The organism is Microcoleus sp. K4-B3 (assembly GCF_036704615.1).
Classification (GTDB): Bacteria; Cyanobacteriota; Cyanobacteriia; order Cyanobacteriales; family Microcoleaceae; genus Microcoleus.
Map to the genome: position 1 here is coordinate 311,894 of NZ_JAUBSF010000001.1, position 16,395 is coordinate 328,288.

The following is a 16,395-nucleotide window of genomic DNA, read 5'->3' on the forward strand; positions in this document are numbered from 1 at the left end:
CATTGGTTTTCGTTCTTGTTCTGCTTGCTTGCGCTTTGTTCGCGGATGGGGATGGTGCCTACGAGAATCGGGCTAGCATTTCTTTAACACCGAACTCATGCAAACTATGCAACTGCTCAGCAACAGCCTCGACGAAACGTGGCAACTCTACTAAATCTCTGACCTAGACATATTCTGTCATTCCTAATTGAGAATGCCAAATCTAGCAGTTTGGTTGTAGAAACAAGTTTTAGAAACAACAAAACCCGCTTTGTGGGCGGGTTTTAGGTATGGACACAACTGGACTCGAACCAGTGACCCCTACGATGTCAACGTAGTGCTCTAACCAACTGAGCTATGCGTCCTCACGAATTCCTAATTTAGCACAACATTCGATCGCCTGTCAAGCATAAATATGAGATTTGTTAGGCGGGCACTCTTGACATCGCCCCTAATGCCCAATCCCCCGCCAAATCTTCACAGTTCGATCGCCCGCACCGCTAGCCAAACTCCCCCCATCAGCACTAAACGCCACCGACAAAACCTCCCCCCCGTGGCCCGTCAGAATTTCCAGCAAACCCCCCGTACCCGCATCCCACAAATAAATCGTACCATCCCGACTCCCCGTCGCCAAAACCCGACCATCGGGACTGAACGCCACACACAAAACATCCCCAGAATTGTCCCTCATACTCCGCAACAGCGTTCCTCGCCCCTGTGCATCCACCCGCCACAGCTTCGCCGTACCATCCCGACTCCCCGTCCCTAGAATCAATCCTTCTCCTACTCCCCCCCTTACCAAGGGGGGGCTGGGGGGGGTCTGACCGGCAGGGGACACAGAGGAAGTCAATCCCTCTCCTACTCCCCCCCTTACCAAGGGGGGGCTGGGGGGGGTCGGAGCAAAAACGATCGCCCGCACCCAATCCCCGTGCTCCGCCAGAGTACAAATCGATCGACCATTTTGCCAATCCCACAACTGCACAGTCATGTCCCGACTGCCGCTAGCCAAAAACTCCCCGCCAGCACTAAAAGCCACCGCCTCCACCCCGCCAGCGTGACCAATCAAAGCCGACATCCGCCTTCCCTTATTCAAATTCCACAACTGCACAGTTTTGTCCCGACTGCCGCTAGCCAAAACCTGACCGTCCCGACTGAAGGCCACAGCATAAACCCTATCCTCGTGACCCCGCAAAGCGTACCACCACTTACCCTTATTCAAATCCCAAATTTGAATTGTTTTGTCCCGGCCCCCACTAGCCAAAGTCGCGCCATCTGGACTAAACGCCACACAAGTCACCCAGTCAGAATGACCCGTAAGAGTGTACCACCGCTTACCCGCATCCAACTTCCACATCTCGATCGTCTTGTCCTCGCTGCCGCTAGCTAAAGTCGCGCCATCTGGACTGAAAGCTACCGACGTAACAGCATTGGAATGCCCTACCAGAGTATGAACACACCTCCAAGTAGGCGCGCGTGCGGGCACAACCCGCTGCATCGGCGGCACAGGTATAATTGTGCCTGCAAGCGTTGGCGGCACTGCATTCTGCACCACAGGCATCCTCTGCGGCATGGAAATAGCAGGGGCCGCCGGAGTCGGAACCTGCACCGCCGACTGCTGGGGCTGCAAATCTTTCAATACCTCAGCTACTGATTTGTAACGGCGACTGAGACTTGGTTCGATCATTTTGTCGAGGATGCGACTTAATTTCGGATCAATTGGAACCTTCAAAAAGTCTCGCCAAACCCAAACATCTTGATTGATATCGAACAAATCAAAAGGAGATATTTGAGTCAGCAAATAAAGGCAAGTTACTCCCAAACTATACAAATCGCTGGCATAAACCGCTTGACCTCTAATTTGTTCCGGCGCGACGAATTCGGGAGAACCGATGACTGTACCGGTTTCTCTCAAACCCTCCACAACTTTTGCAGCGCCAAAATCAACTAAAACTAATTCCCCAGTGAATGTTGGGTAAGTATAAATGATGGGAGTTTGAGAAATGCGGCGCCGGATAATATTGGGCGGTTTAATATCTCGGTGAATTACACTGCGATCGTGCACGAACTGCAATACTGGCAATAAATCCTTCAGCAGACTGAGAATCTGACTTTCGCTGAAAGGCCCAGTCCGCGCCAACTCTTCCTGTAAATTCTGACCTTCTATAAATTCCTGTACCAAATACTGATAGCGTTCCTGCTGAAAGTGCGCCAGCAGTTCGGGAATTTGCGGGTGTTTCCCCAACTCGTCCAGCCGCACCGCTTCTCGGTTGAATAATTCTGCTGCTTTCTCGCTGCTGCTGGTACCTTGGGATAGGGGGAAAAACTGTTTAATTGCACAGCGCGGTTTTGAGGGTTTGTCTTCGTCTACTGCTAAAAAAGTGCGGCCGAAACCGCCGCGCCCGAGGGGTTTGATGGCGCGGTAACGCTCTCTCAGCAACAGTTTGGAGCCGCAATTCAGGCAGAATTGGGTACGGTCGGCATTTTGCGGGTTTTGACAGGTGGGGTTTAGGCAGTAACTCATAACTGAAGCGAGAAGGAATCAGCAGCATCTCTCTATGATACTGAGGCAAAAGGGCGATCGACTCTCGCATTACAATTATAGTCCTGGACGCACGGGCTACCAGAAACCGGGTTTTTTACCAAAATATTTGCTTAAAACTTTCAATCTCGGTTAAAAAACCCGGTTTCTTTGTTCGGGTGCATAACTCCTAAATTAGAAATAAAAAAACTAAAGTCATGACTACTAACCAGTTTGTAGTCATGACTTCCGTCCTCATAATTTAAGATGTCGCCTTAACTTTCAGAGCATACTCTTTAAACCTTTCCAAGTCAGCCATAAGAGTCGATTCAACTACTCGCGCTAGAAATGAATTGTCCATCAATTTTGCCAGCCAGCCGGGAACTCCATAAGCTACTGTCAGTTTGACAATGCTGCTGTTTTTGCGATCGTAAAATCTTACCGCACCCCGATTTGGCAAACCGTCTACCGATTCCCACTGAATTATCTGATTCGGCACTAATTTGACAATCCGAGAAAGCCAGCTAAATTCTAACCCGCCAGTTGCGAGTTTCCAGCGCGATAATTCCGGGTTGTCTTCGAGAACGCGAACTGATTCTATCCACTTCATCCAGCGCGGCATTTGCTCTAAATCCGACCAGAGTTGCCACGCTAATTCGATGGGAATTGCCACTTCTACTTGGACGCTGTGTTCTAACCAATCAGTCATGCGATTTTAGATTTTAGATTTTAGATTTTAGATTGAAGAATTGTTTCTTTTTTGTTCCCAGGCATAGCCTGGGAACCAGAGAAAACGAGAGACGACTAATGACTAATGACCGTAAGCTTCGAGAATTGCCTTAGCCGCTTGATGGCCTGAAAGTGTCGCTCCTTCCATGCTATCAATGTAGTCTTGCTGAGTGTAACTTCCTGCTAGAAATAAATTGGCGATCGGAGTTTTTTGAGCAGGGCGGAAAACATCCATTCCCGGTGCTTCGCGATACAAAGATTGAGCGAGCTTAACTACACTGTACCAAGTCATATTTAATTCCCGCGCTGAGGGGAATAAATCCTGAACTTGCTTGAGTACGTGTTGGGCGATCGCCTCATTACTTTGTTTAATAAACGGATCTCCCGGTGTCAGCACCAACTGCAACAGCGAACCTTGTCCTTCTTGATAATAATCCTTGGGACTTGTCAGTGCCAAATCTGCAAAACAAGAAAAATCTGCATCTGCTGAATATAGCAAATTATCGATTCCTACAGCATGACTCAACTGTTTGCGCTTGGCTTCGTCTTCCAGTTCCGTTACCCAACCGTCGAACCGCAATTGTACTGTAGCAACTGGCACGGCATCTAACTTATAAATGTTGTCAAATTCCGACCATTTCCGCCAAGCTGGGGGCAATATTTTCTGAATTCCCGGCACATCTAATGCAAAAACATAAGCATCGGCGGTAATAGTTTCTTCCGCTTCACCGCTAGCTATTGCCAAACCAGTTACGTGAGTTTCTGCACCTTCTTGAAACTGGATTTCTCGAACTCGGCGCCGCGTGTGGATTTTCGTTCCTTTGCTTTCCAAGTATTCCACAATTGGTTTGTGCAAATATTCGTTGGGAGAACCAGCTAGCATCCGCATGACAGAGGCTTCGGTTTTCGATGCAAAGAATTGAAATATTGTCAACATACACCGGGCAGAAATATTTTCAGTGTCGATAAAACCCAGTGCGTAGGCGATCGGATTCCACATTCTTTTGAGCGAATTTTGGTTGCCACCTTGACGGCGGAACCAGTCAGCAAAGCTAACTTTATCCAAATCGCGGATAGTTTTCATTGCCCCGTCAAAGTCTATCAAACCTCGGACGATCGGGCTAGTTCCCAGGGCGATCGCATTTTGAATTTTGTCTTGTACGGATAGCTGAGATGTAGTAAAAAACGCCTTCAAACCGTGCAAAGGAGCACCCACCGGAAAGCGAAAATCTAAAGAACCGGTTTCGCCGCCTCGATTGATAAAAGTGTGGACGTGTTCTTTGAGGAGCAAATCGTCAAATGCTCCCACTTTTTTCATCAGGGCAAATAAGTTATAATAACAGCCGAAGAAGACGTGCAAACCCATTTCAACGTGATTGCCGTCGGGATCTACCCAACTGCCAACTTTGCCGCCGACAAAGGGGCGGGATTCAAAAATTTCTACTTCGTGGCCGGCATCCACTAAATCGACTGCTGTGGTCATTCCAGCCAGTCCCGCACCTGCGATCGCAACCCGCATTTTACCTATCCTTTACAGTACTTTTACAAATTGTAACAAAATTTAGAATTTCCGAAACATTCAAAGTTCATAAATGCCGATCGACACTTGTATAGCCCTCTGAATTCTTGCTAGGACATCGGCACTAATGTGACCGTAAGGGCCTTGTTCTAGGAATGTCTGCCGCAAAGCAGAAACGTTTTCACATACAGCTAGAGAATCAGCTTGCAATCCTCCCTCACCCGCCGGAATCAAGACACGAGTAGGATTTTCTAATCCTGCAATATTACTTGTGAAAGGAACAACAATGACTGAATCGGTAAACTCGTTGCGGATATCGGGAGAAACCACAACTACAGGTCTTTTTTTGGTATCTCCTAACTGACGCAAAGCTCTTGAAAGGTAAATCTCACCTTGGCGGGGATAAGTTTTCGGTGTTGAGTTAGAGTCCATCACTAATCCATGCTTCTTCTATCTGTTCCTCTACAAAATTAAACCACTCTTTTTCATCCTCAATATCTTCTTGGCTGCGGTTTTGATAAAACTTCCGCAACTTATCTTCTATTTGCTTAGCGTACCAGAGACGGAGAGCTTGTTCGATCGCCTCCGTCCAATTATCAGTAAGCTGGTCTATTTTATCAGCTAATTCACCATCAAGTGAGACTAACACTTCTCGCTTTTGAGTAGAATTTGACATAATCATTCTCCTGAATAATTTAAAAACTAGGGTGCGCTGCGGCGCACCTGACAAATTACTTTTACCTCTTCCTTCTCACAACAGTCAACAGTCAACAGTCAACTAACTTTAAAACATCGGCATCAACTGAAGCGGCCCAATTCCCAACTCTTTAGCAGAGACCCAGCGCACCTCAAGCAAAGCAACCATATCCTTAAACTGAGGCTGACCGCGAGAAGCACCCATCAACCCTTTAGCAATAATCAAACCGCACCAACCGTTCGTTAATTTACAGCGGCGATCCCACTTTTGGCGAGCTTCCTGATGCACCGGATCGTTTTCATTAAACTCCCCAAACAAATACAGATCCCCATTTTTAGTTTGCAAAATACCCAAGTCGTATTGCTCATCCTGAAAAGGATTTTCGCCCGGATTAAAACCAATTGCCTTCACCCCTCCAGCTTCTTTCAAATCCTGGATCATCGTTTTCGCCTTCGGATGAGAAGTTTGGATCATCACCACCGGCAAACCATCTCCGGCGGTATTAATATCACTTTCTGCACCTTGGTGAAACTGGACACTTGCGCGCAGGAACTCTACGGTTTCCCAAGGTACGGCGCCGAGACTCAAAAATGAATTTTGCGGCACCAAATCGTCCCGCAGCAGTGGCATTTCAAATTCATCATCATCATCGTCATCATCATCGTCATCACCGAGCATCTGTAATAATTCGTCGGACACATCGGGCATTGTCGAAACTTTAACGGATACCTGTTGAATTTCTCCGTCAGACTGCGGAACCGGGATGCGGTAGCGACTGTTGAGATTGGGAAACGTCTCTGCTCCCAATTTCCGGCGGCCGTTGCGGAAAAAGCGGTGAAATGCTTCGAGAGCAACTAACATCGTGAGGGCTTCTTCTTCGTAAAGAATCGATCGCAATCCTTCTAAAGGATGCAGGTTGCCAAAATTTGGTTCAATTTCCGATGGAGGCAAATCGGCTAAATCAATTTCTTCTTCGTCGTCCTCATCAATATCTGTGGAACTTTCAAAGGTGAGAAACAAACAGTCTTGCCCTAAAAAAGCCTGTTCTAAATCTTCAAAAGATTCATCGTTGACGACTCGTTCTCGAAACCGCTTCAAGGATTCTAGAGAGCGGTACAGTAAAACTCCGTAATCCATTCTGCCTTGCCCCAATACGGACACGTAGAGGCTGGCGACATCCCACTGATTGATTTCAATAGATATAATTTGGTGTTCGCTCAAAGTCCGCCACGGAGCATCTTGCCAAATTTGAGCAGCTTTTTCCATTAAAACTTCAGCATACTGAGGGGGCAACTCAGGAGGTCTGTTGATCGCGACCTCTTCCATGCCGCGAAATATTTCGTCAATTAAGGGCAATTCCGGCACGTAGTCAATGGAAATGCCTAAATCTTGAAGTACGCCCCGCAGATAAAATTGAATTTCTCGGTTTTTGACTACTATTTTTTGGGGCCGACCTGCAGGGGCCGGACTTTGGGGATGTTCCATTGCCCGTAGCAGGGCCCGGACGATCGCCTCTGGCCCGGCATCTGGGCCTACCATGTCCATAGCCCTCACGACTCCTTCGGAGCCGTCCACCCAGAGAATGCACTCGCCACCAGCTTCTAGAACGTCATCGTCATCTATCATCATGTGCGAGTCAGCATTAGATAAGGGTCGGCGATCGCCCTCCCACACGCTGGGAATTTGAGGTAAGTTTTGTAGCCGACGAAGAGTAGTGCGATTGAGCGCTGCCATAGAGTAAGCCCGTTGGGTGAAGCATTGTTGCGGTGCCGGTAGCCGGTCAACCGCTGCTTATCAATCATAAACCCTATAGGGGGAGAGGACATCGAGCTTGGGAACGAGGCCCTAGGGCAATTAAAAATTACAAGGTAAAAATTCTGCCTTCAGCATCTAACCAAAAGCCTTCTGGCGAATGCCTGTACAATGGAGGGATAAGATTAAACTCTTAGCATTAGACAATCTCAGGAGTTCGGCAAATTATGACTCAAGCCACTTCACAAAAGCGTGGAATTCAAATGACGGACTCTGCTGTCCGTCAAGTTTTAGCTCTGAGAGAAAAACAAGGTAAAGACCTCTGCTTGCGGGTAGGGGTGCGCCAGGGTGGTTGCTCTGGTATGTCTTACGTGATGGATTTCGCAGATCCCAGCACTGTGAAATCCGACGATGAAGTGTTCGACTACGACGGTTTTCAGGTAGTTTGCGATCGCAAGAGCATTCTTTATCTCTACGGTTTGGTTCTCGACTTCAGCGATGCTATGATCGGGGGCGGCTTTCAGTTTACTAACCCCAACGCAACTCAAACTTGCGGCTGTGGCAGTTCTTTTTCTACATAAATGGGAAAATGGAGCATAGGGGATTGGTAATTGCTAAATTGCTGAGAATGCCTCGGACTGCCTTGTTGCGTCCCGCACCCCATGCTCTTTCCCATCTAAAATCTCAAATCCCAAATCTAAAATCGAATGACCCCTGAAGAATTGTTTAAAGACGGTTTCGATCGCTACCAAGCTGGCGAAGCCCCGGCTCATCTGATCCCCGTGTTTAAAGAAGTGTGCGAGAAAGCTCCCAAAAATGGCAATGCCTGGGCTAGCCTCGCGTGGCTCTACCTGTTAGAAAATAAACCCGCACCGGCTCAAAAGGCAGCGAAAACCGCCGTTAAATTGAACCCTCACGACCCCCAAGCTCGCATCAACCTAGCAGTAGCAATCCTCGATCTCAAAGAAAAAGGAGTGCGCCCCCACGTAGAAGTGGCTCAGCAACTCCTGATGGCTTCCGAAGAGTTGCTCGACGAAGTTAAAAAAAATTTTGAAGAAGGATTAACCCGAAAACCCGACTGGAAAAGTCTCGCCCGCGTTAAACAGTGGCTTCTGGAGCCGTAACCGCGCAAACAAGTCGATTTTTGGGCGGGGATCGAAGAAATCGGTTTTGCGGTTTATTACGATGTCGTAATAAATCAATAAATAACTTTATGGAAAACTCAGGAAGTCAGTGCTAGTATTTGAAGACTTAGACGATTGACAAACCCGCTCAGCGGTTTTCAGATTTTACTACGAAAATACTAGGAGTTGTAAAAAGCATGAGCACTGACAGCCACGTTAACATCAAACCCGCAACCCGCAACCACAAAGGTTTCTTTATTCAGCCAGCTTCTTACAAGTTGATGAGCATCGATAAATCCGGCTGGGCCTTGATTTGCATGGACAAAGCAGTTTGTCATTATGTAGATCCTGATGATTTGCAATTGCCGAATAAATCGGGAATGTCTGAAGGTTAATTCTGAAGTTTTGAGAGACTTTAAGATGCTTTATTTGAGTAGCTGCCCTCCCTAGAGGGCAGCATCTTTTTTTGGTCAGGAAAAAGTCCGGCAACAAAGCCGTGTACGGGATTTAAGGGATAGAAGGAATTAAGGAAGAATTGCCGATTACAAATTAGCGATTACAAATTCCCTAATTGTTAGATTTGAACGCAAAAAGCATCTCCAACTGCGCTGTTGAGGGTGCTGTCGAAGCTGTGGCTACGCTAACTCCTCGGAGAGAATTCAGCAATTCAGCGACTGGCGGCGAAACTAAATTTGGCTGTACTGCGAGCAAATATTGGTTAGCCCAAGACATGGTTTTTTCCATATCTATATAAAAGTAACCTTGGTTGGCTTGCGGTAAAGAAGTGGCGATCGCCTGAAAACTCGGACTGCTGCTTAGCGGTTGCGGTGGCATCGAAGTAATCACATCGACTAAAGGCCCGCCGAAAGCTACAAACACAGAATTTTCATTCAGCCAACCGTGTCCGAATAAAGTGCCTTGCTGGGGTATTTGCCACTCCGTAACTTCTTTGCCTTGAACTTGTCTGGGGGCGACACTGACTGTAGGATTGCTTTTGGCGATCGCATCGAGTTTTTTCAGGGTTGCTTCGGCTGCAGGGCGATCGCTCGTTTCAAAAATCATCGCCGCCCCCATCCCCAACTGAGACAAAATGCCTTGATTGGAACCGATCGCCCCGATCGCAAATTCCCCATTCATCCAACCAAAAACATCCCGATCCGCATCCAAATCCAACCGCTTAAAACTATCCCTCACCTGCTGAACTCCCCTGTCAACTTCCGGGCTATCTTTTGCCTCAGCGGTTGCTTGCGACCAAATTTTATCGATGCCTTTGCCTCCGACTAAAGCAATAGTTTCATCCGGAAATCTGGGCAACAATTTCGATGCAAATTGTGGATTTTGCTGCACGAATTTAGGGTCTAACTGAGCAATAGTTTTTACCCTCAATCCCTCACTATCCGCCCCAATTCCCGCAACCAAAGACTTGACTTGTTTGAACTGCGAAAACACTGTCCAAGGCAACTGGATATCTGCGGGCAAATTAGCTTTCAATTGCTCAATTGCCGCCGGATAGTCAGCAATATAAACAGTTGCGATCGGATTCTTGACACCAGCACTCTCTGCAAAAAACTTAGTTGTGCTCTGCTGGGTGGCGAGGGAGGGTTCTCCTTTAAAAGTATCGATCGCCAATTCCACAGGCTTTTTCAAAGGAGCCATCACTAATTGGTCGTTCAGCAAAGCCACACTGTAGCGCTTGCCAGTTGGCTCTGCAATCTCATAAATTTTAACTCCTTTATACTCGGTTTCTTGAGTAGTTGCACCGGGCTGAGATTTTAATTTATTAGCAAAATTCCAAGCGCTAATTTTATTTTTCACGCTGACTACAACCAGCAGCTTAGGAGGCTCTGTATTCGCCGCAGCATCCGGGGGCAACAAAGCGACCATCACCCCCCCCAGCCAAGGCTTTAAGTCCCTGTCAAAGTCGATTTGAGTGCCTGCCAAGCTTTGTTCTTGAAAGGCCTTCAAACCCTGACCGACCAACTTTTGAGCCCCAGGGGTGCCAAATCGCTGCAACTTGGCCAGCGCTTGGGGATTGGGGGAGATGAACGCGGCCATCATTGCTTCGTCGGGCACAACTTTGGCGCTGTCTTGAGGGTTGGATACTTGTTGGCCCAAACCCTGGAAGTAAAAGTAGACCCCAGCGCTACCTGCTGCGGCGATGGAGGCAGCAATTAGAAGCTTTGATTTTTTTGCAGGCATGGTTTGTGTTCCTCGTGTCCCATATCAGTTTAATCAAAATACAGAAAGCTTGTGGGGAGGCGATCGAGGCTGCTCTTTATTTTTGTATAATTCAAAACAAGTTTGGACGATCGTCTAAACTACTGTTGATGTGCATTGCGGGTAAAAGATGAAAGTAGCGATCGCGGGAGCAACGGGATTTGTAGGTAGCCGACTGGTGGAAAAGCTGCAAGCTGCGGGACATCAAGTGGTAGTTTTGAGCAGGGATGCGGCGAAGGCTGGGCGAGTTTTTCCGGCTTCAGCTTATCCGAATTTGCAAGTTGTCGCCTACACTCCTGCGGAGTCTGGTGATTGGCAAAAGTCGATCGCGGGCTGCGACGCTGTTGTCAATTTAGCAGGAGTTCCGATTGCGGAGGAAAGGTGGACGGAGGCGCGCCAGCAAGCAATTCTGGACAGTCGCAAACTGACGACTGCAAAATTGGTCGAGGCGATCGTCAATGCTAATCCTAGACCATCTGTGTTGGTTAGCGCATCGGCGATCGGCTATTACGGAACCAGCGAAACCGCTGAGTTTGACGAAACGAGCCCTGCGGGAAACGATTTTTTAGCAGCAGTTTGCAAAGACTGGGAAGCAGCCGCCCAACCTGCCAAAAATGCGGGAACGCGGCTAGCAATTTTGCGGCTGGGGATAGTTTTGGGAATGGGAGGCGCGTTGGCAAAAATGCTGCCACCTTTTAAACTATTTGCAGGCGGCCCGATTGGGACAGGAAAACAGTGGTTTTCTTGGATTCACCGCGAGGATGTAGTTGATTTAATTTTGTATGCTCTGCAAAATTCGCAAGTTCAAGGTGTTTTGAATGCGACAGCACCTAATCCGGTGCGGATGAATGAATTGTGCCAAACTTTAGGAGAAGTTTTAAGTCGGCCTTCTTGGTTGCCGGTGCCAAGTTTTGCTTTAGAAATGCTGTTGGGAGACGGGGCAAAAGTTGTTTTGGAAGGGCAGAAAGTGTTGCCGAAACAAACTTTAGCTAGCGGTTTTCAATATCAATATCCGACGCTGAAATTAGCACTGGCAGAGATTTTAGCAGGTAATTAAATCCTTCGTCCCTAGGGGCAGAACCTGCCGAATATTAGTTCGATACTCATAGCGGTAAGGTGCGCAGTGCGCACCCTACAGATATAAATTCTACGTCCAGGACTGTTTACCAGAGTCAGCTTCGGTTATCTTCTCTTTTCTCTCTTCTCTTCCTCTGCGTTCTCTGCGCCCTCTGCGGTTCATTAAAAAAGAAAAAACTTATGAACAAAGAAGAAGTGGCAGCCACCTTTAAAATTCCCGCACAGCTTCCATTTCTTCAAGCTATCTGCTGGCAAATTGCTGATGTCAAAAAAATGACTCTCAAGGAAATGCTATCCCGCTACGAATCGGGCTGGAATTATTGGGGAGTATTGGGAAAACCTAGCTCCGAGGAACTGGCTTTTATTCAACTAATCAGCCAACACTATCAGTCTTGGTTAATAGCGGAACTGGGAAGCAGTTTATCGCCAAAAAATCCCGAAAATTGGGTAAGTTTTCAAGCAATGTTTAAACGCGAAATTCATCAAAAGATATTAACTGTACTCAGCCACTTAAATGTCGAATTTCTACAGGAATGTCGGGCGTATTTTGGCGGCGGAACGCTGGTAAGTATGGAACACGGAGAATATCGGTTGAGCCAGGATATTGACTTTATGTGTCCGATGGATGATGGCTACCATCTCCTGCGCCGAAAAGTTGCCGAAGGAGGCTATGATGCGATTTTTGCTAGTCGCGATTCTCTTGGGGATAGCTTCGCTTCACGCATTGTTCTCCCGAACGATATTCAAGCAAACCAGTATGGGATAAGATTTCCTGTTATTGTTGACGGCACTACTATTAAATTCGAGATGGTTTGTGAAGGGCGAATTGAGTTTGGCGAACCCAATTATCCAAATTGGTCGCCTGTTCCTTGTTTGAATCAAATGGATAGTATAGCAGAAAAGTTGTTGGCTAATGCGGATCGATGGCCGAGCGATCGGGTAAATTCTAGAGATTTAATTGACTTGGCTATGCAAAGGTTAGCGACTCCGATTCCCCAAGAGGCGATCGACAAAGCGGAAGCAGCTTATCAAGTTATGGAACCGCTCGATCGAGCGATTCAGTATTTCCAAGATCGTCCCGATTATCGGGAAAAATGCTATGATGTTTTGAGTATTGCACAGCCAAATAAAGTTATTGACGGTATCGATTTACTAGCTCAGGATTTAGGCAGGGAAATAACAGTCAGGACATTTAGCGAGACTATAAATGATGTTGATTAATAAGTGGTCAGTTTCCAGGCGAAACTGACCAGATATTACCCACAGTCAGGACACGGCCGTGCCGTTTCCCTACAATTAATCGGGCGATGGTTACATCTATGATGGAGTGTTCGTGATTATTTTGGGGTAGGGAAACGGCATTGCCGTGTCCGACCTTGCCGTGTTGTCGATGGTTATATCCGATCGCACTCATATCAATTCCGGCTGCACCGGAATGATATAGAGGACACGGCAGTGCCGTGTCCCTACAATTGATCGTGGTAGGGAAACGGCACTGCCGTGTCCTGATTGTGGGTAATATAATTCCGATGCAACCGGAATTGATATCACTTATTTCTCAGCAAGAATACCGTAAATTTCCCGTTTAACTTGTTCTAAAAGCTCGCGCACCCGATTGATTCGCTCAACATTGCCACTGCGAGCAACTTGCATCACAGCAGCAGCTAATTCTGTTGTCACATTCCGCAACTCAATAAACTCTTGGGGCTTACCCATCATTACGGTTTTGAAGGCATCCCAAGGAGAGCCTGAAGTTTCCTGTTGGGCACGCTCAGCCAAGAGTTGTCTGCCCTCATCAGTAATCGTGTAAATCTTCTTACCGCCTTCCTGTGTGCTGCTTAGATAACCACCGTCCTCCAGCATCTGGAGTGTTGGATATACTGAGCCGGGACTGAGACGACGGAAACCGCTATTGTGGGTTTCCATTTTTTTGATCAAATCGTAACCATGAGCAGGGTGTTCGGATAACAATTCCAGCAGGATGAACTTGATGTCACCCCGACGAGTCCGGTGTTCATCTCCCCACCCGCGACCAAATACTTCATCGCCAAAGTGCTTGCCGTGATGTCCGCGATGAGGCGTGCCACGATCCTTGCCATGCTCGAACCAATGACTGATAAACGATAGATCCTCTTCACTGACTCCTGCCGATACAAGCGCCGGAAAGTGGAAACGAAAGCGTCTAAACATATGTGAATCCAAAATCAACTTTCTCTACTATACGATATATCGCGATATATCGGTAATTTTTAGATAAAGATTTGTAAAGATACGGTGATTGAGTTTTTTGTTTTCTGGCAAAAGCCTGTCCTCGTTACCAGGAAGGAGTCTGGGAACGAGCTAAACCCAGTTTTTGAGTCCGCACGCGACCCTCCAAGAAACCGGGTTTCTGCGATAATTCTGGCATCTTCACGCGCGATTTTGTTAAGAAACCCGGTTTCTGAGCCCGGCGCGATCGTGAGCTTTGAGCAAACTCGCCGGATCGGGCCCAGCGGGGATAATGCAGCCGGGATTCAGCGGGAACAAATTGCCGTAATAATCGCGCTTCACAGCCTCCAAATCGCAAGTGCCAGCAACTCCCGGTAACTGGTACAAATCGCGCAGATAAGCTCCCAAATGCTCGTAATCTTGAATGCGGCGCACATTGCATTTGAACAAGCTGTAGTAAACTGCATCAAAACGGAATAGAGTCGTAAAAAGCCGCACGTCTGCTAATGTCACCCGATCGCCACAAAGATAACGACTCCTCAAGAGCGATCGATCGATCTCGTCTAAAACAGCAAACAATTCACTACAAGCCGAGTCATAAGCAGCTTGAGATTGCGCGAAACCGCAGCGATAAACGCCGTTATTCACCGATTGGTAAATCTTCTTATTCCACTGATCGATTTGTTCTCGCAAATCCAGAGGATAAAGATCCATTTGAGGATTGCTAGCAAACTCGTTAAACTCCGAGTTTAGCATCACAATAATTTCCGAACTCTCGTTATTGACGATCGCCTTTTTCGAGTCATCCCACAGCACCGGCACCGTACACCGCCCCTGATAGCCCGGTAAAGCCAACTGGTAAAGTTCCGGCATCGTGTTGCAGCCAAAAGTCTCCGACTCCATCACCCACATTCCCCCTTCCGAGGGATAGACAATAGACACGGATATCGCATCTTCCAGCCCTTTGAGCGCTCTCGTCACCAGAGTGCGGTGCGCCCAAGGGCATCCCGTACCCACGAAGAGGCGATATCGTGCTGTGGCGGGCCCGTGAGGGTTGTCTGCTTCTGTGCTGACAAAGTTGCGGAAACTGCTGCTGGGGCGAATGTATGCTCCGGTGCGATCGGGCGGCGCTAGTTTTGACATCATTAATTGCCACATTGATGTCCAGACAAATTTGCCGAGCTTGACTGTTACGGATGAAGGGAGCGATTTGTTTTTCACAATGCGATTAAAAGAGGTTTGCTAAACATAATCTGCTTATTTTAACTCACATTGCGATCGACGGTTTCTTAATCCCTCTCTGCTAGGACTTGATTTGTACGGCTGTAGGGACACGGCACTGCCGTGTCCCTACCCGATATCTGTACTTCACTCAACTGAGAAATGCTATATTCTAGTATCTGCCAAAGGCTATTTCGGCGTATGCTCGATCGATCAATTGGCGAGCAACCGTCTGAATTCCCGTGTGTTCGTAATAATTGGTAGTCATGTCTAAAAACGCGGCGACATAATCCAATTTGTCATCAGTAACATCAACGTATTGCTTGAGATTGCCTAAAACTGTGGCGGGAGTTAAGCCGCGAGACTGTACTAAATTGTTCATCCAACCTTGGGCTGAGGCGAAAGTTGCTGTCACAAATCCGAACTTTTGTGAATTATTTGTGCCGGGAATTAGGTTGCTGATATTTTGGAATGTTGAGTTTTGCTGCAAGCTTGAAGCATTCAATCCGCCTAGGGTATTTTGGGCTACTCGAAGGAAGTCCGGGCCAAGGGGAATTAAACCGTCAGCGCATACTAATGCAGCCATCCGCATCAGAGATTCGCCTTTGTAGTCTGATAAATAATTAGCAAAGCTTCCCACGTTGTTAAGGGAAATGTTGTTAAGTTTGCAGAAGACTATGAGCTCGATCGCCACTTTGACGCACAAGTCGATCGTTTGAGTTGTGTCAGCTTTGGGAGTGAGGCGGCTCATGAAGGAGAGTAAGCCGATTTTTTCGCCGATTTTATTCGCCATAGCCGTTGCACCTAACGCACTGTCGGCGCTGTCTGCTAACTGATAAAGCCTGACTGCGCCTTGATATGGCTCGTTGGGGTTGGCGTAAAGCTCGATCGCCCGGTCGCGAATTTTCCGAACAAATGTGCGATCGGTTTCCCCTGTCACCGCTTGAATAGTATTATCAAAACCCGTGAGATTATTCCACTCGCCCGGAACCACAAAATCCAGGGATTTTAGCATCATCACAGTAATCCCAGAAGACGGCAAATTGTCAACCAATTCAACAATTGATTTGCTCACGACAAACTCCTAAATAGCCATACTTGATAGTGTTCTTCCAAATACTCCATCTTCGGCAAATCCGATTCCAGATTCCTTTGTAAATTCCCCAGAACTAAATAGGTAAGCACAAATAAATATTATACCATCCCAGCCTGTTTTGCCCTACTCTTATCTTTTCTCTCTTTTCTTCCTCTGCGTTCTCTGCGCCCTCTGCGGTTCATTAAAAAAAGTCTTTTTCACAAAACATTTGCATTTCACTCGCCCGCACCAAGTTAAGTTTCATTATATTGACCAACT

At 47.3% G+C, this 16,395-nt stretch carries 16 protein-coding genes and 1 tRNA gene; 5 read left to right on the plus strand and 12 right to left on the minus strand.

Annotation, left to right across the window (positions count from 1 at the left end):
- Positions 1 to 270: 270 nt before the first annotated feature.
- The 7 genes from QUA78_RS01240 to QUA78_RS01270 all read right to left on the minus strand — a co-directional run bounded on the left by QUA78_RS01240 (position 271) and on the right by QUA78_RS01270 (position 7,176).
- A tRNA-Val gene (locus tag QUA78_RS01240) sits at positions 271 to 344 on the minus strand.
- Between the two features lie 86 nt (positions 345 to 430).
- Positions 431 to 2,500: a serine/threonine-protein kinase gene (locus tag QUA78_RS01245; protein WP_333398512.1), complete on the minus strand. Its 2,070-nt coding sequence runs from the start codon at positions 2,498 to 2,500 to the stop codon at positions 431 to 433.
- A gap of 259 nt (positions 2,501 to 2,759) precedes the next feature.
- The gene (locus QUA78_RS01250) at positions 2,760 to 3,206 is read right to left on the minus strand and encodes an SRPBCC family protein (RefSeq protein WP_333302356.1); all 447 of its coding nucleotides are present in this window, start codon (positions 3,204 to 3,206) and stop codon (positions 2,760 to 2,762) included.
- 102 nt (positions 3,207 to 3,308) lie between these two features.
- Complete coding sequence (gene zds, locus QUA78_RS01255) at positions 3,309 to 4,745, minus strand: 9,9'-di-cis-zeta-carotene desaturase (RefSeq protein WP_333302357.1); 1,437 nt, start codon at positions 4,743 to 4,745, stop codon at positions 3,309 to 3,311.
- A 60-nt stretch (positions 4,746 to 4,805) separates the two neighbouring features.
- The gene (locus tag QUA78_RS01260) at positions 4,806 to 5,177 is read right to left on the minus strand and encodes a type II toxin-antitoxin system PemK/MazF family toxin (RefSeq protein WP_333302359.1); all 372 of its coding nucleotides are present in this window, start codon (positions 5,175 to 5,177) and stop codon (positions 4,806 to 4,808) included.
- On the minus strand, positions 5,167 to 5,421 hold the full coding sequence (locus tag QUA78_RS01265) for a hypothetical protein (RefSeq protein WP_333302360.1): 255 nt from the start codon (positions 5,419 to 5,421) through the stop codon (positions 5,167 to 5,169). Before QUA78_RS01265 ends, QUA78_RS01260 begins: the two co-directional genes overlap by 11 nt.
- Before the next feature lie 108 nt (positions 5,422 to 5,529).
- Complete coding sequence (locus QUA78_RS01270) at positions 5,530 to 7,176, minus strand: DUF6930 domain-containing protein (protein WP_333302362.1); 1,647 nt, start codon at positions 7,174 to 7,176, stop codon at positions 5,530 to 5,532.
- 245 nt (positions 7,177 to 7,421) lie between these two features.
- Here QUA78_RS01270 and QUA78_RS01275 point away from each other — a divergent pair, with 245 nt between their 5' ends.
- From QUA78_RS01275 to QUA78_RS01285, 3 genes are all read left to right on the plus strand, one after another.
- Positions 7,422 to 7,775, plus strand: coding sequence for a HesB/IscA family protein (locus QUA78_RS01275; RefSeq protein WP_172187584.1), 354 nt, complete (start codon positions 7,422 to 7,424; stop codon positions 7,773 to 7,775).
- A gap of 126 nt (positions 7,776 to 7,901) precedes the next feature.
- Entirely contained in the window at positions 7,902 to 8,318 is a 417-nt protein-coding gene (locus QUA78_RS01280; RefSeq protein ID WP_333302364.1) for a tetratricopeptide repeat protein, read from the plus strand.
- A gap of 197 nt (positions 8,319 to 8,515) precedes the next feature.
- Positions 8,516 to 8,713 (plus strand): hypothetical protein, encoded by a 198-nt coding sequence (locus tag QUA78_RS01285; RefSeq protein ID WP_006632682.1) that lies wholly within the window; start codon positions 8,516 to 8,518, stop codon positions 8,711 to 8,713.
- A 172-nt stretch (positions 8,714 to 8,885) separates the two neighbouring features.
- On the opposite strand, the gene QUA78_RS01290 is transcribed toward QUA78_RS01285, so the two are convergent.
- A complete protein-coding gene (locus tag QUA78_RS01290) occupies positions 8,886 to 10,517 on the minus strand; it encodes a DUF3352 domain-containing protein (RefSeq protein ID WP_333302365.1) in 1,632 nt (543 codons plus the stop codon).
- Between the two features lie 148 nt (positions 10,518 to 10,665).
- Here QUA78_RS01290 and thyD point away from each other — a divergent pair, with 148 nt between their 5' ends.
- Positions 10,666 to 11,592 (plus strand): thylakoid membrane protein ThyD, encoded by a 927-nt coding sequence (gene thyD, locus QUA78_RS01295; RefSeq protein ID WP_333302367.1) that lies wholly within the window; start codon positions 10,666 to 10,668, stop codon positions 11,590 to 11,592.
- 200 nt (positions 11,593 to 11,792) lie between these two features.
- On the plus strand, positions 11,793 to 12,833 hold the full coding sequence (locus tag QUA78_RS01300; RefSeq protein WP_333302368.1) for a nucleotidyl transferase AbiEii/AbiGii toxin family protein: 1,041 nt from the start codon (positions 11,793 to 11,795) through the stop codon (positions 12,831 to 12,833).
- A gap of 7 nt (positions 12,834 to 12,840) precedes the next feature.
- On the opposite strand, the gene QUA78_RS01305 is transcribed toward QUA78_RS01300, so the two are convergent.
- The 4 genes from QUA78_RS01305 to QUA78_RS01320 all read right to left on the minus strand — a co-directional run bounded on the left by QUA78_RS01305 (position 12,841) and on the right by QUA78_RS01320 (position 16,116).
- On the minus strand, positions 12,841 to 13,026 hold the full coding sequence (locus QUA78_RS01305; protein WP_333302369.1) for a hypothetical protein: 186 nt from the start codon (positions 13,024 to 13,026) through the stop codon (positions 12,841 to 12,843).
- Between the two features lie 137 nt (positions 13,027 to 13,163).
- On the minus strand, positions 13,164 to 13,802 hold the full coding sequence (locus tag QUA78_RS01310; RefSeq protein ID WP_333302371.1) for a PadR family transcriptional regulator: 639 nt from the start codon (positions 13,800 to 13,802) through the stop codon (positions 13,164 to 13,166).
- A 234-nt stretch (positions 13,803 to 14,036) separates the two neighbouring features.
- Complete coding sequence (locus QUA78_RS01315; protein WP_333302407.1) at positions 14,037 to 14,978, minus strand: glutathione S-transferase C-terminal domain-containing protein; 942 nt, start codon at positions 14,976 to 14,978, stop codon at positions 14,037 to 14,039.
- 235 nt (positions 14,979 to 15,213) lie between these two features.
- A complete protein-coding gene (locus QUA78_RS01320) occupies positions 15,214 to 16,116 on the minus strand; it encodes a hypothetical protein (RefSeq protein ID WP_333302373.1) in 903 nt (300 codons plus the stop codon).
- Between the last annotated feature and the right edge of the window lie 279 nt (positions 16,117 to 16,395).